Source organism: Xanthomonas axonopodis, assembly GCF_001304695.1.
Classification (GTDB): domain Bacteria; phylum Pseudomonadota; class Gammaproteobacteria; order Xanthomonadales; family Xanthomonadaceae; genus Xanthomonas; species Xanthomonas axonopodis.
Genome location: NZ_JFAQ01000017.1, coordinates 1 through 21,933 on the forward strand (window position 1 = coordinate 1; position 21,933 = coordinate 21,933).

Annotated in this window: 21 protein-coding genes and 3 pseudogenes; 14 read left to right on the top strand and 10 right to left on the bottom strand. The window is 65.4% G+C overall.

The window, feature by feature from the left end:
• Positions 1 to 351 precede the first annotated feature (351 nt).
• Genes XAXN_RS01605 through rlmM form a run of 3 tightly spaced genes read left to right on the top strand, consistent with a single transcriptional unit; the run spans position 352 to position 2,372 of the window.
• Positions 352 to 732, top strand: a complete 381-nt coding sequence (locus XAXN_RS01605; RefSeq protein WP_042824602.1) for a hypothetical protein — start codon at positions 352 to 354, stop codon at positions 730 to 732.
• Entirely contained in the window at positions 732 to 1,292 is a 561-nt protein-coding gene (locus tag XAXN_RS01610) for a nucleoside deaminase (RefSeq protein ID WP_042821392.1), read from the top strand. The genes XAXN_RS01605 and XAXN_RS01610 overlap by 1 nt, the downstream gene beginning before the upstream one ends.
• 36 nt (positions 1,293 to 1,328) lie before the next feature.
• Positions 1,329 to 2,372: a 23S rRNA (cytidine(2498)-2'-O)-methyltransferase RlmM gene (gene rlmM / locus XAXN_RS01615; RefSeq protein ID WP_054318247.1), complete on the top strand. Its 1,044-nt coding sequence runs from the start codon at positions 1,329 to 1,331 to the stop codon at positions 2,370 to 2,372.
• 321 nt (positions 2,373 to 2,693) lie between these two features.
• On the opposite strand, the gene XAXN_RS01620 is transcribed toward rlmM, so the two are convergent.
• Positions 2,694 to 3,803, bottom strand: a complete 1,110-nt coding sequence (locus XAXN_RS01620) for a Gfo/Idh/MocA family protein (protein ID WP_054318248.1) — start codon at positions 3,801 to 3,803, stop codon at positions 2,694 to 2,696.
• A gap of 122 nt (positions 3,804 to 3,925) precedes the next feature.
• Here XAXN_RS01620 and XAXN_RS01625 point away from each other — a divergent pair, with 122 nt between their 5' ends.
• The 7 genes from XAXN_RS01625 to XAXN_RS01655 all read left to right on the top strand — a co-directional run bounded on the left by XAXN_RS01625 (position 3,926) and on the right by XAXN_RS01655 (position 10,965).
• Complete coding sequence (locus tag XAXN_RS01625) at positions 3,926 to 4,831, top strand: SMP-30/gluconolactonase/LRE family protein (RefSeq protein ID WP_054318249.1); 906 nt, start codon at positions 3,926 to 3,928, stop codon at positions 4,829 to 4,831.
• 81 nt (positions 4,832 to 4,912) lie between these two features.
• Complete coding sequence (locus XAXN_RS01630; protein WP_054318250.1) at positions 4,913 to 5,635, top strand: hypothetical protein; 723 nt, start codon at positions 4,913 to 4,915, stop codon at positions 5,633 to 5,635.
• 199 nt (positions 5,636 to 5,834) lie between these two features.
• The gene (locus tag XAXN_RS01635) at positions 5,835 to 6,230 is read left to right on the top strand and encodes an EF-hand domain-containing protein (protein ID WP_042824601.1); all 396 of its coding nucleotides are present in this window, start codon (positions 5,835 to 5,837) and stop codon (positions 6,228 to 6,230) included.
• A 128-nt stretch (positions 6,231 to 6,358) separates the two neighbouring features.
• Positions 6,359 to 6,832 (top strand): MarR family winged helix-turn-helix transcriptional regulator, encoded by a 474-nt coding sequence (locus XAXN_RS01640; RefSeq protein WP_054318265.1) that lies wholly within the window; start codon positions 6,359 to 6,361, stop codon positions 6,830 to 6,832.
• A gap of 61 nt (positions 6,833 to 6,893) precedes the next feature.
• The gene (locus XAXN_RS01645) at positions 6,894 to 7,721 is read left to right on the top strand and encodes a p-hydroxycinnamoyl CoA hydratase/lyase (protein ID WP_042821387.1); all 828 of its coding nucleotides are present in this window, start codon (positions 6,894 to 6,896) and stop codon (positions 7,719 to 7,721) included.
• 83 nt (positions 7,722 to 7,804) lie between these two features.
• Positions 7,805 to 9,283, top strand: a complete 1,479-nt coding sequence (locus tag XAXN_RS01650; RefSeq protein ID WP_054318251.1) for an aldehyde dehydrogenase — start codon at positions 7,805 to 7,807, stop codon at positions 9,281 to 9,283.
• Between the two features lie 203 nt (positions 9,284 to 9,486).
• Positions 9,487 to 10,965, top strand: coding sequence for an AMP-binding protein (locus tag XAXN_RS01655; RefSeq protein WP_054318252.1), 1,479 nt, complete (start codon positions 9,487 to 9,489; stop codon positions 10,963 to 10,965).
• Positions 10,966 to 11,143: 178 nt separating this feature from the next.
• On the opposite strand, the gene XAXN_RS01660 is transcribed toward XAXN_RS01655, so the two are convergent.
• The 3 genes from XAXN_RS01660 to XAXN_RS01670 all read right to left on the bottom strand — a co-directional run bounded on the left by XAXN_RS01660 (position 11,144) and on the right by XAXN_RS01670 (position 13,478).
• Complete coding sequence (locus XAXN_RS01660; RefSeq protein ID WP_042821384.1) at positions 11,144 to 12,145, bottom strand: LysR substrate-binding domain-containing protein; 1,002 nt, start codon at positions 12,143 to 12,145, stop codon at positions 11,144 to 11,146.
• A 66-nt stretch (positions 12,146 to 12,211) separates the two neighbouring features.
• Positions 12,212 to 12,571 carry a protocatechuate 3,4-dioxygenase gene (locus tag XAXN_RS01665; RefSeq protein WP_054318266.1) on the bottom strand — a complete coding sequence of 120 codons (360 nt, stop codon included), beginning with the start codon at positions 12,569 to 12,571 and terminating at the stop codon, positions 12,212 to 12,214.
• A 10-nt stretch (positions 12,572 to 12,581) separates the two neighbouring features.
• Entirely contained in the window at positions 12,582 to 13,478 is an 897-nt protein-coding gene (locus tag XAXN_RS01670) for a gallate dioxygenase (protein ID WP_054318253.1), read from the bottom strand.
• A gap of 236 nt (positions 13,479 to 13,714) precedes the next feature.
• On the opposite strand from XAXN_RS01670, the pseudogene XAXN_RS01675 reads away from it, so the two are divergent.
• A pseudogene (locus tag XAXN_RS01675) lies at positions 13,715 to 14,389 on the top strand (GntR family transcriptional regulator).
• Positions 14,390 to 14,554: 165 nt separating this feature from the next.
• Here XAXN_RS01675 and XAXN_RS01680 read toward each other — a convergent pair.
• The 6 genes and pseudogenes from XAXN_RS01680 to XAXN_RS22885 all read right to left on the bottom strand — a co-directional run bounded on the left by XAXN_RS01680 (position 14,555) and on the right by XAXN_RS22885 (position 19,792).
• Positions 14,555 to 15,585, bottom strand: a pseudogene (locus XAXN_RS01680) (SphA family protein).
• Positions 15,586 to 15,718: 133 nt separating this feature from the next.
• A complete protein-coding gene (locus XAXN_RS01685; RefSeq protein WP_054318254.1) occupies positions 15,719 to 16,252 on the bottom strand; it encodes a nuclear transport factor 2 family protein in 534 nt (177 codons plus the stop codon).
• A pseudogene (locus XAXN_RS22880) lies at positions 16,252 to 16,974 on the bottom strand (alpha/beta fold hydrolase). The gene XAXN_RS01685 and the pseudogene XAXN_RS22880 overlap by 1 nt, the downstream one beginning before the upstream one ends.
• Positions 16,975 to 17,100: 126 nt before the next feature.
• Positions 17,101 to 18,282, bottom strand: coding sequence for a UbiH/UbiF family hydroxylase (locus XAXN_RS01700; protein WP_054318256.1), 1,182 nt, complete (start codon positions 18,280 to 18,282; stop codon positions 17,101 to 17,103).
• On the bottom strand, positions 18,279 to 19,487 hold the full coding sequence (gene ubiH / locus XAXN_RS01705) for a 2-octaprenyl-6-methoxyphenyl hydroxylase (protein ID WP_054318257.1): 1,209 nt from the start codon (positions 19,485 to 19,487) through the stop codon (positions 18,279 to 18,281). Before ubiH ends, XAXN_RS01700 begins: the two co-directional genes overlap by 4 nt.
• Positions 19,488 to 19,597: 110 nt before the next feature.
• Complete coding sequence (locus XAXN_RS22885; protein ID WP_241148102.1) at positions 19,598 to 19,792, bottom strand: hypothetical protein; 195 nt, start codon at positions 19,790 to 19,792, stop codon at positions 19,598 to 19,600.
• Between the two features lie 38 nt (positions 19,793 to 19,830).
• Here XAXN_RS22885 and XAXN_RS01710 point away from each other — a divergent pair, with 38 nt between their 5' ends.
• Genes XAXN_RS01710 through XAXN_RS01720 form a run of 3 tightly spaced genes read left to right on the top strand, consistent with a single transcriptional unit; the run spans position 19,831 to position 21,917 of the window.
• A complete protein-coding gene (locus tag XAXN_RS01710) occupies positions 19,831 to 20,394 on the top strand; it encodes a hypothetical protein (protein WP_054318258.1) in 564 nt (187 codons plus the stop codon).
• An 18-nt stretch (positions 20,395 to 20,412) separates the two neighbouring features.
• On the top strand, positions 20,413 to 20,970 hold the full coding sequence (locus XAXN_RS01715) for a cob(I)yrinic acid a,c-diamide adenosyltransferase (RefSeq protein WP_054318259.1): 558 nt from the start codon (positions 20,413 to 20,415) through the stop codon (positions 20,968 to 20,970).
• 38 nt (positions 20,971 to 21,008) lie between these two features.
• Positions 21,009 to 21,917 carry a histone deacetylase family protein gene (locus XAXN_RS01720; RefSeq protein WP_054318260.1) on the top strand — a complete coding sequence of 303 codons (909 nt, stop codon included), beginning with the start codon at positions 21,009 to 21,011 and terminating at the stop codon, positions 21,915 to 21,917.
• Positions 21,918 to 21,933: the final 16 nt, after the last annotated feature.

Sequence of the window (21,933 nt, forward strand, 5' to 3'; positions counted from 1 at the left end):
GTTGCCCACATGAAGCACAGAGGCCTCCCAACAGAGGCCTCGATCACCGGGATTGCCCTGAATGGGCAAAGCGATCTACGCGCCCCATCGTCTATGTGCATCCAACCTCCCGCGAAACGCGGGAACGGGGCTTGATCAGCGTTGCCCTAAGACTGCTGGCGTATTTCGGTCACATGCGACGCCGTCGCTCGCGTCATTCGCCCCAACGCGCGCAAGACCTGGATCGCGGGGTTTCGTAGCTGATCCAGCGCGCGCCACATTCCGCGCATCCGGGGCTTACCATGGCCGCTCACCTATCCTGATCGGAGCGGCCGCATGTCCCGTCTTTTGTCTCGATGTCTGAGCATGCTGTTGCTGCTGGCCTGTCTTGGGTCGATTGGCTGCGTGGCCGCCCCACCGGCCGATACCGCCACGCCGCCTCCGGTTGCCGGCTCGACAAGCGGCCCGGCAACCGGCAAAGCGGTCATCGTCACCACCACCTGCCGCACCGATGCCGATTGCACGGTGAAGAATGTCGGCAACTGTTGCGGTGCGTTTCCGGCCTGCGTCAACGTCAACAGCGCCACCGACCCCAAAGGCGTACTGGCGCAATGCCAGGCCAGCGGCATGATGAGCGTGTGCGGCTTCCGCCAGATCAGCGCCTGCCAGTGCGTGGCCGGTCAATGTGCCGCAAAGGACGCGCAGGCCGATACACTGCGCCCCGCCACTCCCCCTACAGAAACGGTCCACTGATGCTTTACGCGCACGTCCACCTCACCCTGCCCGACTGGATCCACGCGCATGTCGACGACAGCCGCGCCTATCCCGGCGATGAGGACAAGGTGGCCCTGGCGATCGAGCTGTCACGGATGAATGTGCGCGAGCGCAGCGGCGGCCCGTTTGGCGCGGTGGTGTTCGGCCCGGACCACCGCATCATCGCCGCCGCAGTGAACCGCGTGGTGCCGCAAACCACCTCGCTGGCGCATGCCGAAAACATGGCCTACATGCTCGCGCAGCAGCGCCTGCAGACACCGCGCTTGAACGATGTGCTGTCGCCGGTGACGCTGGCCACCTCCGCGCAGCCGTGCTGCCAGTGCTACGGCGCCACCGTGTGGGCCGGCATCGACCGCCTGCTGATCGGCGCGCGCACCGACGACGTGATGGCGCTGACGCAATTCGACGAAGGCCCGTTGCCGGCCGACTGGGTGGGTGAACTGAGCCGCCGCGGCATCGAGGTGGTGCGCGACGTGCTGCGCGACCAGGCGTGTGCCGTGCTGCGCAACTACGGCGAGGGCGGCGGTGACCATTATTGATGTCGCGGGCGCAATGGGCGCCGGGCAGGTGCAGCGATGAGCGGCCTGCTGTGCTATTGCCGGCAGGGTTTCGAACCTGAGCTGGCCGCAGAACTGAGTGCGCGCGCCGCATTCGTCGGCATCGCCGGTCACGCGCGTACCCAACGCAACGATGGCTATGTGCTGTTCGTCTGCGACGAAGCCGCGCAACTTGCAGCAAAACTGCAGTGGCGCGCGTTGATCTTCGCCCGGCAAAAGCTGGTGGTGATTGCCGAACTGAAGGGCATCGACCCCAAGGACCGCATCACGCCGATCCTGGCCGCGCTGCAGGGACAGCCGCGCTTTGGCGATCTGTGGGTGGAACACCCGGATTCGGATGCGGGCAAGCCGCTGGCTGGCCTGGCGCGCAGCTTCGGCAATGCGCTACGCCCGGCCCTGCGCAAGGCCGGCCTGCTCACCGACAAGCCGCAGTTGCGCCTGCCGCGATTGCACGTCTGTTTTCTCGACGGCGACCACGCCTTGCTTGCGGTGGCCGACAGCACCGACAGCGCGCCATGGCCACTGGGCATTCCACGCCTGAAATTGCTGCCGGAAGCGCCCTCGCGCTCTGCTCTCAAGCTCGACGAAGCCTTGCTGACGCTGCTCACGCCCGAAGAACGCGACGTACTGGTCAAGCCGGGCATGCGCGCGGCCGATCTGGGCGCTGCGCCCGGCGGCTGGACCTGGGTACTGACGCGGCAGCACGTGCACGTTACCAGCGTGGACAACGGCCCGCTGCGCGAGCATGTACTGGCGACCGGGCTGGTAGAACACCTGCGTGCCGATGGCTTTCACTGGAAGCCCGCGCAATCGCTGGACTGGATGGTCTGCGACATGGTCGAGCAACCGCGCCGCGTGGCCGAACGCATGGCCACCTGGGTGCGCGAAGGCTGGTGCCGCAACACCATCTTCAACCTCAAGCTGCCGATGAAAAAACGCTGGGACGAGACCCGCTTGTGCCTGGACCTGTTCGAGCACCAGGCAGAAAAATCGTTGATCGTGCGCGCCAAGCAGCTCTATCACGATCGCGAGGAGATCACGGTGCTGGCGATGCGGGAGTGAGCGCTGGGAATCGGGAATCGGGAGTCGTAAAAGCGGGGGGGTGGCGCGGAGTTGGTGCAGCGCTGAGTATCACCAAGAGTTTCGATCATTCGATCGATAGCCGATGCAATCCGTCGTGGTCTAGGCCCAAGTTCCCTTCCACGCCTGACTGGGGCATTTCACCCGCGTAGCAGGCGCTGGTGGTCAGCCACGAGCGCGCAGCAGCGCTTACCAAGCGCAATACAACGCATCGGCACTGCATCTTGTAGACCGCGCTGAGCCAACCCACTTGCTCAGCGCATGCAGCGCCCGCACTCTGCCAATCGAAGGAGCAGGCCAGTCTTACAGCACGATGCGCTTGCTGCCCTCGCGCACCGAGCGGTAGATCGCATCGACGATGCGGATGTCGCGCAGGCCTTCTTCGCCCGGCGCGCGCAATGGTGTGCCGTTCATGATCGCCAGCGCATCTTCGTCCATCTGCAGCGCCTGCTGATGCGGCACCTTGGCGTCGAACACGCGCCCATCGCTGGCCTTGCCGGTCACGCCCTGATAGCTCTGGAACGGCGACAACTCGTACCAGCCGCGCTCACATTCGGCACGCAGCTCATTCATGTTCTTGCCGAAGCTGGTCTTGCACTCGGCACGCACCGCATTGGGAAACTCCAGGGTGAAGTCCATGTGCTCGTCCACTTCATCGAACAGATCCGGCCGGTCGGTCCAGCGCTTGGCCGTCACTGCCAGCGGCTCGGCGCCGGTCGTGTAGCGGGCGGCATTGAGTGGATACACCCCCATGTCGTACATCGCACCGCCGCCGAACTGCGAACGCAGCCGCCACGGGCGGGCGGCCTTGGCGGTGCCTCGATAGCCGTTGTACCCGGCCTCGGCACGCACGCGCTGCATCGCGCCGAACGGTTTCTCGCTGGCCATCGCAATCACGCGCCGCGTGTTGGGCTCGTGCTGCATGCGGTAGCCGATCGTCAGCGCCACCTTGTGGCGTTTGCAGGCAGCAATCATGGCCTCGCATTCACCGGCATGCATCGCCATCGGCTTTTCGCACCACACGTGCTTGCCTGCGGCAGCCGCACGCAGGGTCAGTGGCGCATGCAGATGCGTGGGCGTGACGATGTACACCACATCGATGTCGTCGTTGTCGGCGATGCGATCGAAGTTCTCGTAGTTGTAGACATTGCGGTCGGCGATACCGTACTTGAACTGCCACTGCGGAATCTTCGAAGGCGTGCCGGTGACGATCCCGGCGAGCTTGCAATGCCTGGTCAGTGCCAGTCCGGGCGCGAGCTGTTCGCTGGCATAACTGCCCAACCCGACCAACGCGACATTGAGCGGTTTTCCGGGCTTTTTCTTCGGCAATGCCCACGTCGGTGCAGCGAGCAGGATGCCTGCACTGCCAAAAGCGGCAAGCAAGCGGCGACGTGTGATCGATTCCACGGACATGCAAACCTCCTCGCGAGTGTGGGCGTACTGCTCGCGCACCTTACTTGATCGTGTGTGATCACCGCCATGTTCGCACTGCACGTTCTGGCACACTGCTGGCAATCACATCCGGAGCATTGCGCATGACCCTCGCTGCCCATCTTCGCTGTTTGGCGCTGGCGTTGCTGTTGTCCAGTTCGCTCGCCATCGCTGCAGACACACCCTTCGTAGCGCGCGACCTGATCGGCGATGGCGCATTCACACACAATGCCGAAGGCCCGGCGACTGGTCCGGACGGTGCACTGTACGCGGTGAACCTGGGCAAGGACGGCACCATTGCGCGCATCGCGCTGCAGGCAGACGGCAGCGCACGTGCCGAGGTGTTCGTCACCTTGCCCGCGGGCAGCACCGGCAATGGCATCCGCTTTCGCGACGGCACCATGTATGTCGCCGATTACACAGGCCACCAGATCCTGCGGGTGAACATGCAAACGCGCGCGGTGAGCACGTTCGCGGCGTTGCCCAAGGCAGATGGCCCCAACGATCTGGCGCTGGCCCCCGATGGCAGCTTCTACGCCAGCGACCCGAGCTGGAAGGACAACAGCGGGCGCTTGTGGCACATCAGCCGCGACGGCGCAGTGCGGTTGCTGGAAGCAGGGATGACCACGCCAAACGGCCTGGATGTCAGCCCCGACGGCAAGCAGCTGTATGTCAACGAAAGCATGTCGCGCAAGATCTGGGTATACGACCGGGCCGACGATGGCAGCCTGCGCAACAAACGGCTGCTGATCAGCTTTCCCGATTTCGGTATGGACGGCATGCGCTGCGATACCGACGGCAATCTTTACATCGCCCGCTATGGTGCCGGGCAAATTGCAGTGGTGTCGCCGCAGGGCAAGCTGCTGCGCACGGTTGCATTGAAAGGTCGCAAGGCCAGTAACGTGGCCTTCGGCGGCGCCGATGGCAAACAGGTGTTTGTCACCTTGCAGGACCGGGGCGCAGTTGAAACGTTCAGGTCTGATCGTCGCGGGCGCGAAACCGGACACTGAAACTGGCGTGTGCGTCGCATTGGTTCTCAGGCCACGCAACGGCGTCCTGGCATCCTGCAGGTCACCTGTGGAGGACTCCCCATGCAACCGATCGAATTGAAGGACGCGGCCGCCTTCGGCAGCGAATTTCTGCGCCTGACCCTGTTGCAGGGGTTTCAGTCGCTGACCAAGCGTGACCTGGAATTGTTGATCTTCGTGCTGCTCGAACGCGATGGCGCCATCTCGCGCAACAGCTCCAACGCAGCGGTCGCATTGCAGTTGCGGGTGACCTCGGCCAAGGTCAAGGCACTGCGGCGCGATGGCTATGCGCGTTGGCGCTCGCTGGTGCCCGAAGAAGGCGACGCCGCGATGCAGCGGATCGTTGCCAACGTGCTTACCGAAGACAATTTGCGCTCAGGCGCAAAGCACGTCAGCGAACGCAGCCGCAAGGAAGGCTTTTTGGCGCTACGCATCGAACACCCCGACGATGCGCAACAGTTCGAACAAGCCATTCTGGATGTCGGTGCGCTGCCGGTGTACGAACGCAACCGCGAAGTGGTCGCGGTGCGCTTCGACACGCTGTTGAAAATCGCCGAGCGCTGGGGCTACCTGCAACCGGATCCGCAAGCCACCGTGCGCGCACTGCAGAAGCTCACGCCCACCGCAGAAGAGGTGTCGGATCTGCTCAAGAAGGACATTGCGCAGGTGCGCTGGGACGACGTGCGCCGCGCACTCAACAGCCTGGGTGCCAAGGCGGTGACAAGCACGGCCGAGGGCGGCCTGAAGGGGCTGCTGAAGATCGTGTTCCCCTTCATCCCCGGCTGAGTGGCGCTAACCAGAGCCCTGCGCGATGCAATGCGCAGGGCTCGCTCATGGCCACGACGCAGCATCGTGCACGGCATGTTCGCCCGCGATGACACTCGAACAACGCATCTGCATTGCCAAACGCCGCGCCACCGGCACGCGCAGCGCAACAGGCCGCCAGGCTCTATGCTTGTGGGCTGTTCCGCATCAGGGGGATCTGATGACCACTCGCCGTATTGCCACACTCGTCTCCACGCTATTGCTCTGCACTGCCGCACAGGCGCAACAGGCGCCCACGCCGGCCAGCAGCATGCCGCTGATCGACGTGCCCAGTGCCATCCGCACCCAGCCGCTCTCCAGCGGCGAGGTCACCCATCAAACCGAACTGGAGCGCCCGCGCGGCGAATCCAGCGTGATCGTGCGTTCGATCCAGCCCAGCAGCGTGGTCGGCAGCTACCGCATCGATTTTGACGCCATGGATACCGATGGCGATGGCCGCATCAGCCGTGCGGAGGCGCAAGCCAACCCTGCCCTGGCCGATGAATTCGACGCGCTCGACACCCGTCACAGCGGCTATCTGATCCGCGAACAGCTGGCCGGCTGGCTGATTCGCTGATCGTCGTACGGCAGGCGCGGCTGTACTACGCAACCGCGCACTGCGCTTCGCGTCATGCCATCGCCCCTCTTGCAGGGCCCGCTCCGGTCGGTTAGATTGTATTTAACGGATACAATATGGACGGATTGATGACTGCTCGCCTTTCACTTGCCGCCGACCTTGGCTACCAGCTGCAACTCGCCGCCCTGGCCTCCAGCCATGCCGCACGCCAGGAATTGGCCGAGCTAAAGCTCAGCCCGGCGCGCGTGACCGCGTTGATCCACATCCGTGACCAACCCGGCTGCGACCAGACCGAGCTGGGCAACCGTATGCTGGTCAACCGCGCCGCCGGCATGAAGATCGCCAATGCGCTGGCCGAGCAAGGCCTGATCGAACGCCTGGCCGGCCGCGACCGCCGCAGCAAGGGCCTGTACCTGACCGACGCGGGGGAGCGCACGCTGTTGGTTGCACAGGGCTGCCTGGCGCGCGCGGGCGAACGCACCTGCACCGGCCTGCAGGCCAGCGAGCGACAGACCCTGCTACGCCTGCTCTGCAAGTTGAACGCCAGCGCGGCACTGGAGCGCGCCGGCGCGCCAGATACCGCGCTGGCCGAAGCACTTTAAGCCCATCAACACATCAACACATCAGCACATCAGCACTCTCACGACTCGAAGGAGACGACGCTTGAACGAGCATGACGTGGTATCGGTTCGCATCGAAAACCGCATCGCCTGGGTGAAGTTCGCTCGCCCCGACAAGCGCAACGCGATGAGCCCGGCGCTCAACCGCCGCATGATGGAGGTGCTGGACGAGCTGGAGTTCGACGACAACGTCGGCGTGCTGGTGCTCGGCGGCGAAGGCACCGCCTGGTCGGCGGGCATGGACCTGAAGGAATATTTCCGCGAAACCGAAGCGCAAGGTCTGCGTGGCGTGCGGCGCTCGCAGCGCGAATCGTATGGCTGGTTCCGCCGCCTGCGCTGGTTTCAGAAACCGACCATTGCCATGGTCAACGGCTGGTGTTTCGGTGGCGGCTTCGGCCCGCTGTTTGCCTGCGACCTGGCGATTGCCGCCGATGAGGCGCAATTTGGCCTGTCGGAAATCAACTGGGGCATCCTGCCCGGTGGTGGCGTCACCAAGGTCGCGGTGGAACTGCTGTCCATGCGCGATGCGATGTGGATGACGCTGACCGGCGAAATGGTGGATGGCAAGAAGGCTGCCGAATGGCGCCTGGTCAACGAAAGCGTGCCGTTGGAACGCCTGGAAGCCCGCACCCGCGAAGTGGCCGAACTGCTGCTGCGCAAGAACCCGGTCGCGCTCAAGTACGCCAAGGATGCGGTACGTCGCGTCGGCACCATGACCTACGACGAAGCCGAAGATTACCTGGTGCGCATGCAGGAAGCGGCCAACTCGTTCGACAACAACGCCCGCAAGGAAGGTATCCGTCAGTTCATCGACGAGAAGAGCTACAAGCCCGGCCTAGGCGAGTACGACCTGAGCAAACACCGAGCGTAAGCGCGTCCTAACGCGTCCGAAGCGGTGCGCCTTGTGCGTGCATCGCTGGCGCTACCAGTGGTTTTCTGCACCGAGGAGGGAGTATGGAAGCCTTATCCGAAACGCTGCGCGGAATCGCCGCGCAAGGTCCGCTGGGCCTGTTCCTTGATGGGCAATGGCGCGCAAGCACCGGCGATCGTACTGTCGATGTGATCGCGCCGCACAGCGAAGAACGGCTGCTGTGCTACACCGAACCCTCGTACGCAGATACCGAAGCGGCCATCGCCGCTGCACGCAGCGCATTCGACAACGGTCCCTGGCCGCAGCTTTCCCCGCAAGAGCGCAGCGTGGTGCTCAAGCGGGTGGCCGAGCACTTGCGCGCACGCATTCCCGAGCTGGCCGAAGCATGGACCGGCCAGATGGGCGCCACCATCGGCTTCAGCAAGCGCGCCTCGCAGCACGCGCCAGACTTATTCGACTACTACGCCGATCTGATTGCCACCCACGCATTCGTCGAACCGCGAGTGCGCCCCAACGGTGGCCGCGTGCATGGGGTGCAGGAGCCGGTCGGCGTGGTCGGCGTGGTCGCCGCAATCACGCCCTGGAACGCGCCGCTGGTATTGCTGTGCTACAAGGTCGCCGCCGCGCTGGCTGCCGGTTGCACGGTGGTGGCCAAGCCCTCGCCGGAAACGCCGATCGATGCCTACGTCCTGGCCGAGTGCATCAGCGCCGCCGGCGTGCCCGATGGCGTGTTCAACCTGCTCCCCGCCGGCCGCGAGGTGGGCGAGCAATTGATCCGCCACCCGCACGTGGACAAGGTCAGCTTCACCGGCTCCACCCAGGCCCGCCGCTCGATCGGCATCGCCTGCGCCGAGCGCCTGGCGCGGGTTGGCCTGGAGCTGGGCGGCAAATCGGCAGCGATCGTGCTTGAAGATGCCGACCTCGCCAAGGTGCTACCCACCTTGGTGCCCTACTCCATGCCGGTCGCCGGACAGGTGTGCTTCTCGCTGACGCGCGTCCTGCTGCCGGCGCAGCGCCGCGAAGAGATTCTGCAGGCGTATTGCGCGGCATTGAGCGCAGTGAAACTGGGCGACCCGTTTGCGGCAGACACCGGCATGGGCCCGTTGGCCCTGGGCCGGCAGCTCGAACGTGTGCAGTCCTACATCGCCAAAGGCAAGGCCGAGGGCGCACGCCTGGTCATGGGTGGAGGCCGCCCGGCACACCTGTCGCGCGGCTTCTTCGTCGAACCGACGGTGTTTGCCGAGGTGACGCCGGACATGACCATTGCGCGCGAGGAAATCTTCGGACCGGTGGTGAGCTTCATCGACTACTACGACGAAGCCGACCTCATCGCCAAGGCCAATGCCAGCGACTACGGTCTGCACGGCACCATCTACAGCGAAGACGCCGAATGCGCCTATCGCATCGCGCGCCGCGTGCGCAGCGGCAGTCATGCGATCAACGGCATGTGGGTCGATATCAGCATGCCATTCGGTGGCTTCAAGCACTCGGGCATCGGCCGCGAAGGCGGTATCGAAGGCCTGCATGCCTTCCTCGAAACCAAGACCGTCTACCTGAGCTAGCGCATAGCCGAAAGAACGCGCGCATGCCTGCGTATTGGCATGCACGCCACCAACCGATTGCACTCTGCTTTCCTGCTGTGCGCCGACATGCGTGTGGCTGCACCCGCCATTCGCGCACCACGTTTTCCGCGACGTCTCAACCTTTCGCACGCAGCAGCCGCACTCACACCCCGTCACTTCCCACTCTTCCAGAAGACCGCGCCATGGCCATGCCGACCGACTCGATCGCTTTCCACGCCCGTCTCTCGCCGCAACAGCTCGCCGCACGCGATCTGGTGCTGGGCCTGGAATGGACGTACGCCGAGCTGGACGCGTTGGTGGGCCGCCTGGCGGCCTTGCTGCGCCGACGTGGCTGCGTCGATGGCGAGCGGCTGGCGGTGCTGGCGCGCAATTCGGTGTGGCAGGTGGCCCTGCACTTTGCGTGCGGGCGGGTCGGCGCGATCTATGTACCGCTCAACTGGCGGTTGAGCGACAGCGAGCTCGATGCGCTGCTGCAACGCGCAGAGCCACGCGTGTTACTGGGCGACGATGTCGCTGCCGGACGCACGGATGTGGAAGCCCTGGCAGGCTTTATCGCGAGTGCCGATGCGCTGGAACCTGCCGACACGCCATCGATTCCGCCGGATCGTGTAAGCCTGATCCTGTTTACCTCCGGCACCTCAGGTCAGCCCAAGGGCGTGATGCTGAGCGAGCAGAACCTGCAGCACGCTGCGCACAACTTCGGCGTCACCACGCGCGTGGACGCACGCAGCAGCTTCCTGTGCGAAGCGCCGATGTTTCACATCATCGGCCTGGTCACCAATGTGCGCTCGGCGTTGGCGGTGGGCGGTTCGATCCAGGTCTCCAATGGCTTCGAGCCCAAACGCTCGTTGGGCTGGCTTGCCGACCCATCGCTGGGAATCACGCATTACGTCGGCGTGCCGCAGATGATGCAGGCATTTCGCCATCAGCCCGGCTTCGATGCGGCAGCGCTGCGCCATCTCACCGCATTGGTCAGCGGCGGCGCGCCGCACGCCAGCGACGATCTGCTTGGCTGGCTGGACGATGGCATCCCGATGGTCTGCGGCTTCGGCATGAGCGAAGCCGGCACGGTGTTCGGCATGTCGGTGGACTGCGATGTGATCCGCAACAAGCTGGGCGCGGCCGGTATCGCAATGCCATCGGTGCAGACGCGCGTGGTCGACGACAACGGCAAAGACTGCCCCGTGGGCGTTCCCGGTGAATTGCTCTTGCGCGGCCCCAACCTCAGCCCCGGTTACTGGAGCGATCCGCAGGCAAGCGCCGACGTGCTCGATGGTCAAGGCTGGTTCCGAACCGGCGATATCGTGCAGCGCGATGCCGACGGCTTCTTCTGGGTCGTCGACCGCAAGAAGGACATGTTCATTTCCGGCGGCGAGAACGTGTATCCGGCAGAGATTGAAGCGTTGCTCGCAGACCATCCGGACATCCGTGAGTGCGCGGTGGTCGGCCTGGCCGACCCGCAATGGGGCGAGGTGGGCTATCTGGCGATCGTGCCGGCCGCTGCGGCACCGGACCTGGAGGAGATCCGCAACTACCTGACCGCACGGCTGGCCAAGTACAAGGTGCCCAAGCATCTGCGGCTGGTGGACGCTTTGCCGCGCACAGCAACCGGCAAACTGCAGAAAGCGCGCTTGAAGGACACCCTGGCCAGTGACACCTGATGTGCCGTCCCATCGAACGCGAATGTGCACCGCGAACGGCACAACGGGCAGCCTGGGCTGCCCGTTGCTGGGGCGCTGCGCACGACTCACTGTCTGCAGCCGCGCTCGACACCCGTTGAGCGCTGATGCAGTTCAGCGTGAACGGCAAAGCACCGCGCGTTGCGCCGGCCTTAGGCGATCACGCAGACGCATCCAGCAACACATCGTCCTCGCCAACGCGGTCGTCCACCCACACTGCGCCCTGTTCGGCCATGAGGGCCAGCTGGTGCTCCAGCTCGCGCATCAGCAAGCGCACGCCGGGCTTGTGGATTGCGCTGCTATCGCGATAGATCACCCCGCCTGCGCGCGCCTGCGAGGGCTGCTGCAGCTGGAAGGCACGCAACTCGCCGCGTGCGATGTCGCCGGCCACCATCATGCTCGGCATCACCGCAATGCTGTCGGTACCGAGCAGGATTTCGCGCGTGAAACTGGCCGAACTGGAACGCAATTGGTCGCGCGTTGCAAGACCATGCTCGCGCATGACCTGCGCCACGTCGCGTTCGACATGCTGGCTCAGGGTCGGCAGCACCTGCCGGTACGCCACCGCTTCGGCAACGCGCACCGGCCCATTGGCAAACAGCGGGTGGTCGCTGCGCGCCACCAGCGCAATCGGGTCCTGGTACAGCACCTTGCGAATCAGTGCGTCGTAGCGGGCGAGTGGATACAGCCGCCCGACCACCAGATCGATCTCGTTACCGGCCAGCTTGGGCAACAGCTCATCGGTGCGGCCGTGCAGCAGGCGCACCCGCAGCGTGGGTTCGGTGCGATACAACGCGGCCAGTACCGCCGGCAGCAAACCGCTGGCCGCCACCGGCAAGGCACCCACGGTGATCGTAAGCGCATCGTCCTGCAGCAGCCCTTCGAAGGTGTCCTGCGCGCGTCGTAGCTGGCCCAGCACCACATGCGCAGTCTGCACCAGCACCTCGCCCATCGCGTTGGGGCGCACGCCGCGTGAGTGGCGCTCGAACAACGGCGCACCGACGATCTCTTCTATCTCCTGCAAGGCGCGCGTGAGCGCCGGCTGGGTGACATTCAAGACGCGTGAGGCGCGCAACAGGCTTTTCTGTCGGTCCAGCGCCTCGATGACACGCAGGTGCCGCACCTTGATGCGATGTTCGAAGAACACAGAGGACATTGTCATGGGGGTGGGCCTTACGTTGGGAAGTCGGGTAACGCGACGATGCGGCGCACGGCCAATACGTCCAGCTCAGCGCGCATGGGGCACACGCCGCGTCTGCATGAAGTCCTCGAACGATTCGCCGCGCATGATTGCGTAGACCTGCAGATTGGTCATGCGCACCACGCGCGCGAATTTTTCGATGACGAAGAAGTTGGCGCCGTATTGCACCAGGCCCAGCCAGTCGCGCGCACGGATCAGCGTCTTCTCCTGCTCGGTGAGTTCGGCTTCCTGCATCAAAACTTCTGCATCCTGCAAGAAACGATCGCGCCACGGAGCGCGGATCATGTGCCAGAAAAACCGATTGAGGCGCAGCGCACGATTGCTGGTACGCAGATCGAACAGGTACGTGCCGCCGATCTGCTCCATGCCATGGGTTTGCGGATTCATCAGCAGTTCCTCAAGCCGCAGCGGCCGTGCGCGCAAGCAGCTCGGCCGAACGCGGCGCATCGGCGGCTTCTTCGCCCGGCTCGTACAGCACCACGGTCATCGCGGTGGTGGTCATCAGGTAGTAGTTCTGATGCAGCTTGCGGATCGGCCCATCCAGCGCGCCGCGCATCGCCAGCCACATGATCTGCTCCACGCTCTCCGCACCGCCCAGGCGCACGTAATCGGTGTGGGTGAGATCGGTGAGGGTCTCGGGCGCATGCTGGAACCGGTCCAGAAATTCCATGTCCCACTCTGTGTTGTTGAACCCGGTGCGCTCGCCATGGATCTGGTGCGATAGCCCACCGGTGCCCACCACCACCACCCGAAGATCTTCCGGATACGATTCGATCGCGCGGCGCACCGACTGGCCCAGGCGATAGCAGCGCCGCGCCGTCGGCAGCGGGTACTGCAGCACGTTGATGGCGATCGGCACCACCGTGCCCGGCCAGTCCGGCACATGCGGCCATAGCAGCGGCAGCGGCGCCGCGCAGCCATGGTCGATCGGCTTGTCCTGAAACACGGTCAGGTCGAATTCGTCATTGACCAGGCATTCGGCGATATGCGCCTGCAACTGCACGTCGCCGCGAATCGGCGGCAGATTGCGCAGCCCCGCACCTTCGTCGGCAACTGGAAAGCGCTCGCCCACGCCCAGCGCGAAGGTGGGATACAGATCGAAGAAGAACGTCGTGCAGTGGTCGTTGTAGAAGAACACCAGCACGTCGGCCTGTTGCTCGGCCAGCCACGCGGCCACTGGCGAGTAGCCGTCGAACAACGGCTTCCACACCGGGTCCTGCTGCTTGCCCTTGTCGTAGGCCACCCCGATGGTGGGAACGTGCGAGGTTCCGATACCGCCGATGATGCTTGCCATGTTGCGCTCCTGCGACGCGGGCCGGGCCCTGGTCAGGGCAGACGCGCATCAGTGGGTGATTGGGGATCTGCAACGCAATGGATCCCAACAAAGGACGACCAACGACTCTCGATCACAAAACGGTATCCTTGGGATCCAAGTTGCCATCAAGCGATCTCATCCGCAAGGTTTTTTATACAAGTTAATTGCAAGTTTTCCCTGTCGAAGGAACGTGCGCTGCGGTATGGCGCGAGAGAATGGGGCCAATGGCGAACAACCACCAATTGCAAGCGATTCAGCAGCTACGCGAATTGATCCTGTGCGGCACCTTCGCGCCGGGCGAGCGCGTCACCGAGGCGGCGCTGGCCGAGCGCCTGGCGATTTCGCGCACGCCGATCCGTCAGGCGCTGCCGGCGTTATGCTAGGAAGGCTTGCTGGTGCAGGCTGGCAACCGTGGTTACGCCGTGCGGCGCTTCAGCCAGCAGGAAAGCCTGGATGCACTGGCGGTGCGCGCAATGATGGAAGGCATGGCCGCGCGCACCGTCGCCGAGCAGGGCGCCCCCGCCGAGTTGCTCGCCACCTTGTACGCCTGCCTGGGCGAAGGCGACCGCATCCTGGCCAGCCGCAATCGCTGTGCCGACGATGAGCAGGCGTATGGCGCAATGAATGCCCGTTTCCACCGCGCCATCGTGGAGGCGGCCAACAAGCCGATCCTGACCGAAACCGTGGAGCGCTGCACATTGGTGCCGTTCGTCAGTCCGGTCAACGTCGTGTTCGGCCAACGCACTGCCGCGCTTGCCTACGACGATCTGTTTTACGGACACAGGCAACACGGCGCGATCGTCTCGGCCATCGAACAACGCGATGGCGCTCGCGCGGAATTGCTGTTCCGCGAACATGCCAACATGCAACGGCACAGCATGGAAATCTGAGAAGCACGTGTTGCGGCGGTTGGTCCCATTGCACGTGCGGTGCCGCATCTTGATGGATGACGCGGAGTGCACAGCGCAAGCCGATCCGCTCGGCACATCGCACCAGCTCCATCCCACACGCCGGCCCGGCTGCGCCGGCAATGTAGGAGATATGATCGGCACGCGTTACAGCGAGTGCACAATCATCAGATTGTAGCTATTGCCTGCCACCGAGTTCTCCACCTCGATAGGGAGGTAAACATTGAAGTTGAGAAGGTTCTTTGCGTCGAACCGCCAGGACCACCCAGGGCCAACATAGAACTGCCTGCGCTTGCTGTCGGGGACGCTCTGGTCGTTGGTGCGGTTGTTCTTCAACTGCTGCAGGTAATACCCATTGATGCCCACACGCAGCTGTTCGGTGAGCTTGACCGAGCTGGCGAAGTTCGCCCAGAGCACATCCCCGGCCTGGCCATTGCGAAAGCGGAACCCGGGAATCGGCGGCACGCCACCTGCGCGGTTGGTGCGGAAGTTGTAGAGATAATTCAGCCGCCCGCTGATTTCCCAACTATCGCTGGGTTGCACGGTGAAGGCCCAATGCGGTGCGACCTACCAGAAACCGGTGCTCTGGTTGATGGCGATATCGCGACCGAACTTGCCCACGGGCGCGAAGGCGTCGATGGCAAATCGCTGGAAGAAGAATACCCGGCCATCGCGCATCACCGGTGGCATCTGCAGCGCCGGCCCGAACGAGATATCGCCCATACCGAAGCCATTGCTGCTCAAGCGCACCGGGCTATCGGCAGCGACGGAGGTATCGTAATTGACCAGCGGCACGATCGCATTGAAGCTCAACGAACCGCCTTTCCAGGTGTAGGGCTTGACGTAGATGAGCTGAGTCAACGCGACGCTGACGCCAACCTTGGGGTCGCGGAACGCTGGCGAATTGTCGCCGTTGGCAGTTTTGATTGCATCGAAATCGTAGTACCGCAGATACTCGATGGCCGTCCATCCGGGCTTCATGGAACCGAAGCCATCGAGGAAGCTGGTGCCCCCAAATTGATGCCTTGGGGTGGCGCCGCGGTTCCCGGCACGGCCTGCGCCCACGCCGCTGGCGACGCTGCGGCCAGCAAGGCAACGATGATCAATGCAAGTTGCCGACGCGACAATGCACGCGGCAACACCGAACCACAATGAGCAGACGAACGGACGCGTTCCACTAGGCGAATCTCCCATGCAAAAGAAATGGATGACTGCGATGCGACGCGACGGGGAGGGGGAGAAAGCGGAACTGCAAGACGGCGGCACGCGGCATGCGCCATCAGGTGTTGCCTGTAGCCCGGATGCGCTGACTCAGCCGGTGCCGACCCGCAGCAGCAGCGACCCGAGCCGTTGCTGGAACAACCAGCGCCCTTGTTGAAGCACCAGCACATCCTCGAAGCTGCCCAGCAATGCCGGCGATTGCGCCGTCCACGGCGGCGCTGCGGAGGTATCGCCGGCGGTGTAAAGCAGGACGTGGCTGTGCGCGTGCGCCAGCGTGTGCGACTGGACGCTGACCAAGGTATTGAGCATCAGGTGGCACGTGGTGCGCGGCGCGCGTTCACGAAACGACTGCAAGATGGCCTCGCGCCCACGCACGGGCGCATCCGGCGCACTGGGGCGGGCAAACACACCATCGTCGGTGAACAATGCGGCGAGGCCGGCATGATCATGGCGATCGTTGTAGAGGGCGAACCGGCGGATCGCTTGCTCGCAGGCAATGATGATCGAGACGTCTTCGTGCATGCAGCGCTCCTCAAGCGTCACCAACGCAATCTCGATACCCGGCGGACTGCGTGTTTCGGCAGCAGCGGCCACGTCGTACCACGCGTTGGGCGGGCGCGCCATCACGCGGCCTGCAACCAGTCGCGCAGCGCGTCGCTGACGGCGGCAGGTGCTTCCACCGGCGCCATGTGACCGCAGTGTTCGAAGATGGCCAGCCGCGCCTGCGGAATGTGTCGCTCCATGTCCTGATGCCGCGCCAACGGGCTCCACGCGTCTTGTCGCCCGACTCTCAACAACGTAGGGCATGTGATGTGCGCGAGCACCGGCGCCGCATCGGGGCGTTCCAGCAAGGCGTTGGTCTGCCCGGCAAAACTTTGCGCGCTTTGCCGCTGCACCATGGCCATCAAGCCATCCATCAATTCGCCATCGGCTTGGTGATCGGGGTGCAGCATCGGCGGCAACCAGCGCTGCGCCAGCGCCTGCATCCCCTAGGCGTGCGCCAGTCGTACCAACGCAAGCCGTTCTTCGCGCTCGCCGTCGCGGCGCGGTGCGATGCCTGTATCCAGCAAGGCCAGCCGCAGCACGCGCGCGGGCGCCTAGCGCATGATTTCCAGCGCGACCCGCCCGCCCATCGAATGCCCGGCCAGGGCAAATTGCGGCGGCGCAACGGCCAATGCATGCGCGGCCATCTGCGTGATGCTGTCGAAGCCGGCGAAATCCATCACCTGCACATCGGCCAGATCACGCAGCGCGGTGCGCTGCGGTTGCCAGATGGCGGCGTCGCACAGCAAGCCGCACAACAGCAGCAATACCGGTTTGGACGAAGAGTGAGCGGACGAGGTCATGACACGACTGTAGCCACGCCGGCCACGCCCGTCGTATGGAAACTGCGGCCTTTGATATAACAATTAATGCATATCAAGACGCCACTAAAAGCCGCCTCCGCGGGTTAGGCCGCTCTCGTGCTTGGCTCACGCGCCGCCGGAGGCGCGCTTCCACAGCACATCGACCAACGGCGGCAACTTGCCGGCCAAGCCAAGCACCGATCCGCGCAACAAGGTCAGGTGCATGTCGTCGTTGGAAAACACCGTGTTGATCGCATCGAAGCCGTAGGCGGCAACGGTGTTCTCGCTGCGCCGGGTGCGCGCCCAGCGCTGCAGGCGATGCGGCGCGGCCCAATCCGCACGCTTGGCCATCGCCTCGCGCACGCTCTGCCGCAACGCGGCCACATCGCGCAGGCCCAGGTTGACGCCCTGCCCGGCCAGCGGATGCACCACATGCGCGGCATCGCCCAGGGTCAGCACGCGGTCGCTGACGTACTGCTGCACCAACTGGCGTTGCAGCGGGAAGGCGGTGCGTGCCGACGCCACGCGTACCTCGCCCAGGCGCGCAGCGAAGGCCTGGGTCAACTCCCGCGAGAACGTGGCATCGTCCAGCGCCAGCACGCGCTCGGCGTCGGCATCGGGCAAGGTCCACACGATCGAACTGCGGCCATCGGCGAACGGCAGGAAGGCCAGCGGCCCGGTCGTCAGGAAACGCTGCCAGGCGGTGGCCTCATGCGGGTGCTCGGTTTCCACGAAGGCAACCACGCCGCGCTGCGCGTAGGCATGGCGGGAGACCGGCAGCCCGACGAGTTCACGCAGGGTGGACGCTGCACCATCGGCGGCAATGGCCATTGCCGCTTCCAGCCGGCTGCCATCGTCCAGGCGAAGGCGCACGCTGTTGGCATCCTGCTCCAGCTCGACCACGCGTGCCGGACAATGCACGTCGATACCGGCCGCATGCACGGTGCCCCACAAGCGGTCCACCAGCACGTCGTTTTCGATGATCCAGCCCAATTGCTCGCGCCCCAGGGTGTCGGCGTCGAAGCCCAGCTCGCCACCTCCGCCCGCATCCCAGACCCGCATGCGCCGATAAGGTTGCACGCGGGCGGCACGCACCGCATTCCACACGCCCAGGCCGTCGAGCAACGCGGCGTTGTCGGCGGCGAAGGCATAGACACGCAGATCGGGTTGATCGGCGCGCCAGCGTGCAGGCTCGCGCCCTTCGACCAGGGCAACGCGCAGGCCGGCATCGTTCAACGCCAGCGCGCAGGCGGCGCCGACAACGCCACCGCCGACGATCACCGCATCACGCGTGCTGCTCCGGCTCATCCGCGGCTCCGGCACAGTTGCGGCACATCGCCTCGGAAACCCATGGCACCGCCCACCAGCATCGATTGCAGCGGGGCCGCCTGCGACGTCGCAAACAAGCCCAGGCTACGCAACGGCCGCAGCAACGGTGCCGGGTTGCCGGTGAGCCGGGCCAGACCGCTGGAAAACCCGATGGTGTGCTCGCGGTCCACCCGCCGCCGCGCCAGATACTCGGCCAGCAACGCGCCGGCACCGACATCGCTGCGATCGTGCTCAATCAATTCCGCCAGCGTCAGCGCATCGCGCAACCCCAGATTGAAGCCCTGCGCGCCGATCGGATGCAGCGTCTGCGCGGCATTGCCCAGCAGCACCACGCGTTCGGCGATGAGGCTGTTGGCCAGCACCTGCACCAGCGGATAGGCACTGCGCTCGCCGGTGGCGACCAAGCGCCCGGCACGCCAGCCGGCTGCGCGCTGCAGACGGGCCAGCCAGCCGGCGTCATCGAGTGCGGCCACGGTCTCGGCCTCGGCCCGCGCCACGCAATGGATCGCGCCGTAATGGCGGTCGCCGCGTGGCAACAGCGCGGTTGGCCCATGTTCGCCAAAGCGCTCCCAGGCCGTGCCATCGGGCGGTCGTGACGCACGCACGCGCGCCACGAACAGGGTCTGCAGGAAATCGTGGGCATCGGCACCGATATGCAGCAGCTCGCGCACCGCGCTATGGCTGCCGTCGGCGCCGACCACCAGTTTGGCCTGCACACGTTGCTCGCCCGCATCGGTGGCCAGGCGCACCGCGCGCAGGTCGTCCTGCACCGGCTCTATGCCGATGCACCGCGCAGGCCGGTAACGTCGCAGATGGGTCAGTTCGTCCAGACGCGTTTGCAAGGCATCGCCGAAGTCGCGTGCCACCACCACCTGGCCGAAGGCGTCGCGGCCATAATCGGCCGCGTCCAGTTGCACGCGTCCGAAGTCCCCGGCGCGGCTGACATGGATGCGCCGGATCGGCCCGGGCGGGCTGCGCAGCTTGGCCATCACCCCGAGCGCGCCCAGCGCGTTCACGGTGGCCGCGGCGAAACTGAGGTTGCGTTGATCAAACACCGCCGGCGGCACGCCGGCCGGGGTGGCCTCCACCAGCCCGACATCCAGGCCGAGGCGGTCCAGCGCAATCGCAAGGCTGGAGCCGACCAGGCCGCCGCCAACGATCAGGACGTCATGGGAATGTGTCATTCCCACATGATAAGCCTTCGCCCCCTGCGCGTTTGCCGCCGCAGGGCGGGACATCTTTGCCGCGCCCGCTGCCACCTGCGCCTTGCATGGCTCGCACGCACCGCAGCGCTTCACGCGATCCCCGAACCCATGCGGCGGCCGGCAAGACGTGGCGCGCAGTGCCAGGCGGGCGTGGACGGCGCACTCAAAAGAACGCCGGTGCAGGCGTGGTGCAGGCCGATACCGGCGCCGGCCACGCCCGCTTGGCCACTGCACAATCGTTGTGCGGCTGCCGTTGCCCAAGCCGCGAGCAGCACCACTTCCACGCTACACTCCAGGGCCTGCGATCCGGCCCGCTTCGCGCATGACTTCTCGCTCGCACGACACCCTGATTCTGAGTCTGCTCGCCGCCTTGATGGCGGCCACCCGGATCAATCACTTCGCGCCGGTTCCGGATGCGTCCTGGGCGGTGTTCTTCATCGGCGGATTCCATCTGGCTGCGCGTACCAAGCTGGCATTTCCGCTGCTGATGCTGCTGGCCGTGGCGGTGGACTGGCTGGTGATCACCGGGCAGGGCCTGAGCTTCTGGCAGCACTACTGCGTGTCGCCGGCGTACTGGTGCCTGATCCCGGCGTATTTCGCGCTATGGGCCGGCGGCGTATGGCTGCGCCGGCACTACCACGGCGCTCAGTGGAGCGCGCTGGCGCGGCTGGTGCCCGCCCTGCTGATCGCTGCGGCGCTGTGCCAGCTGATCGCCCAGGGTAGCTTCTACTGGATCAGCTCCAGCGTGGCCGAACCGACCGTGGCCGGCTGGTTCAAGAATTACACCGACTGGCTGGGGCCCTATCTGCGCAGTGGCGCGCTGTACGTGGCGGCAGCCGCGGTGATCCAGGTGGCTGCCGAGCGCCTGTCCGCGCCGCGTCGCTAGCCCTACGCCGGCTAAGCCATGGGCAACCGACTCTCTCGTATCTATACACGGACCGGCGACGACGGCAGCACCGGCCTGGGCGATGGCAGCCGAACCGGCAAGGATGCGTTGCGCGTCAATGCCTACGGCACCGTGGATGAAGCCAATTCGGCCATCGGCGTGCTGCTGGCCGCCCCCGGCGTGCCGGAGCCGATCGCCGCACTGCTGACCACCGTGCAGCACCAGTTGTTCGACCTCGGCGGCGAGCTCTGCATCCCCGGCCACGCGGCCATCGATGCGGCCGACATCCAGGCGCTGGAGACGCAGCTGGACGCCTTCAACCAGACGCTGCCCGCGCTGCAGGAATTCATCCTGCCGGCCGGTGGCGAGGCCGCCGCGCGCTGCCATCTGGCCCGCACCATCGTGCGCCGGGCCGAACGCGAGACCGTGGCGCTGTCGCGCCAGGAAGCGGTGCGCAGCGAGGCGATCGGCTACCTCAACCGCTTGTCCGACCTGTTGTTCGTGTTGGCGCGCGTGCTGGCGCGTGCCGATGGTCAGCAGGAAGTCCTTTGGCGGCACGACCGCCGACGCGGTTGAGCATGTGCCCGGGTCGGCACAGAGGCTAGAGTTGCCCGATGTTGGCCTTTACCCATCCCGCCTGCCTCGGTCACGACGCCGGCCCTGAGCACCCGGAAAGCCCCGCCCGCCTGGAAGCGGTGGTCCAGGCCCTGCGCGCCGCATTCCCGGACCTGGACTGGCGCGAAGCGCCGTTGGCCAAGCTGGGCGACCTGTGCCGCGTGCACGAGCGCGAGCAGGTGGATGCGGTGCTGGAAACCGCCTTCGACGGCTATCGTCAGCTGGACGTGGACACGCGCATGGCACCCGCCTCGCGCGCGGCCGCCTTGCGCGCCGCAGGCGCCGGCATCGCCGCGGTCGATGCGGTGATGCAGGACCAGACCCGCACCGCCTTCTGCGCCGTGCGTCCGCCCGGTCACCACGCCACCGCCCAGGTATCGATGGGATTTTGCCTGTTCAACAACATCGCCGTGGCCGCCGCCCATGCGCGCGACCGGCATGGGCTGGAGCGCATCACCATCGTGGATTTCGACGTCCATCACGGTAACGGCACCCAGGCGATCTTCGAGCGCGACCCCGCCGTGCAGTACCTGAGCACTCACCAGTCCGGGCTGTACCCGCATTCGGGCAGCGTGTACGAACGCGGCGTCGGCAATATCCACAACCTGCTGCTGCCACCGGGCAGCGACGGCCTGCGCTTCCGCAATGTCTGGGAAGACGAGATGCTGCCGCTGGTCGATGCCTTCCGCCCCCAGTTAATCCTGATCTCCGCCGGCTTTGATGCGCATCTGCGCGACCCACTGGCCGACCTGATGCTGGACGACGGGGATTTCGCCTGCCTCACCGGTGCGCTGCGCACCCTGGCTGACCGCCACGCACGCGGCCGCGTGGTCTCGATGCTGGAAGGCGGTTACGACCTGCAGGCGCTGCGCGAAAGCAGCGTGGCGCACGTGGCGGCGCTGCGCTGAACTCCAGCGGGGGCAC

Excerpts from the sequence above, each read along its gene's own strand:
- rlmM (WP_054318247.1), top strand. The coding sequence starts at position 1,329 with ATGAGCGGCCTGCTGTGCTATTGCCGGCAGGGTTTCGAACCTGAGCTG.
- XAXN_RS01665 (WP_054318266.1), bottom strand. The coding sequence starts at position 12,571 with ATGAATCCGCAAACCCATGGCATGGAGCAGATCGGCGGCACGTACCTG.
- XAXN_RS01700 (WP_054318256.1), bottom strand. The coding sequence starts at position 18,282 with ATGAGCCGGAGCAGCACGCGTGATGCGGTGATCGTCGGCGGTGGCGTT.
- XAXN_RS01670 (WP_054318253.1), bottom strand. The coding sequence starts at position 13,478 with ATGGCAAGCATCATCGGCGGTATCGGAACCTCGCACGTTCCCACCATC.
- XAXN_RS01630 (WP_054318250.1), top strand. The coding sequence starts at position 4,913 with ATGCAACCGATCGAATTGAAGGACGCGGCCGCCTTCGGCAGCGAATTT.
- XAXN_RS01720 (WP_054318260.1), top strand. The coding sequence starts at position 21,009 with ATGTTGGCCTTTACCCATCCCGCCTGCCTCGGTCACGACGCCGGCCCT.
- XAXN_RS01625 (WP_054318249.1), top strand. The coding sequence starts at position 3,926 with ATGACCCTCGCTGCCCATCTTCGCTGTTTGGCGCTGGCGTTGCTGTTG.
- XAXN_RS01685 (WP_054318254.1), bottom strand. The coding sequence starts at position 16,252 with ATGGCGCGCCCGCCCAACGCGTGGTACGACGTGGCCGCTGCTGCCGAA.
- XAXN_RS01640 (WP_054318265.1), top strand. The coding sequence starts at position 6,359 with ATGACTGCTCGCCTTTCACTTGCCGCCGACCTTGGCTACCAGCTGCAA.
- ubiH (WP_054318257.1), bottom strand. The coding sequence starts at position 19,487 with ATGACACATTCCCATGACGTCCTGATCGTTGGCGGCGGCCTGGTCGGC.
- XAXN_RS01620 (WP_054318248.1), bottom strand. The coding sequence starts at position 3,803 with ATGTCCGTGGAATCGATCACACGTCGCCGCTTGCTTGCCGCTTTTGGC.
- XAXN_RS01715 (WP_054318259.1), top strand. The coding sequence starts at position 20,413 with ATGGGCAACCGACTCTCTCGTATCTATACACGGACCGGCGACGACGGC.
- XAXN_RS01610 (WP_042821392.1), top strand. The coding sequence starts at position 732 with ATGCTTTACGCGCACGTCCACCTCACCCTGCCCGACTGGATCCACGCG.
- XAXN_RS01650 (WP_054318251.1), top strand. The coding sequence starts at position 7,805 with ATGGAAGCCTTATCCGAAACGCTGCGCGGAATCGCCGCGCAAGGTCCG.
- XAXN_RS01660 (WP_042821384.1), bottom strand. The coding sequence starts at position 12,145 with ATGACAATGTCCTCTGTGTTCTTCGAACATCGCATCAAGGTGCGGCAC.
- XAXN_RS01655 (WP_054318252.1), top strand. The coding sequence starts at position 9,487 with ATGGCCATGCCGACCGACTCGATCGCTTTCCACGCCCGTCTCTCGCCG.
- XAXN_RS01710 (WP_054318258.1), top strand. The coding sequence starts at position 19,831 with ATGACTTCTCGCTCGCACGACACCCTGATTCTGAGTCTGCTCGCCGCC.
- XAXN_RS01635 (WP_042824601.1), top strand. The coding sequence starts at position 5,835 with ATGACCACTCGCCGTATTGCCACACTCGTCTCCACGCTATTGCTCTGC.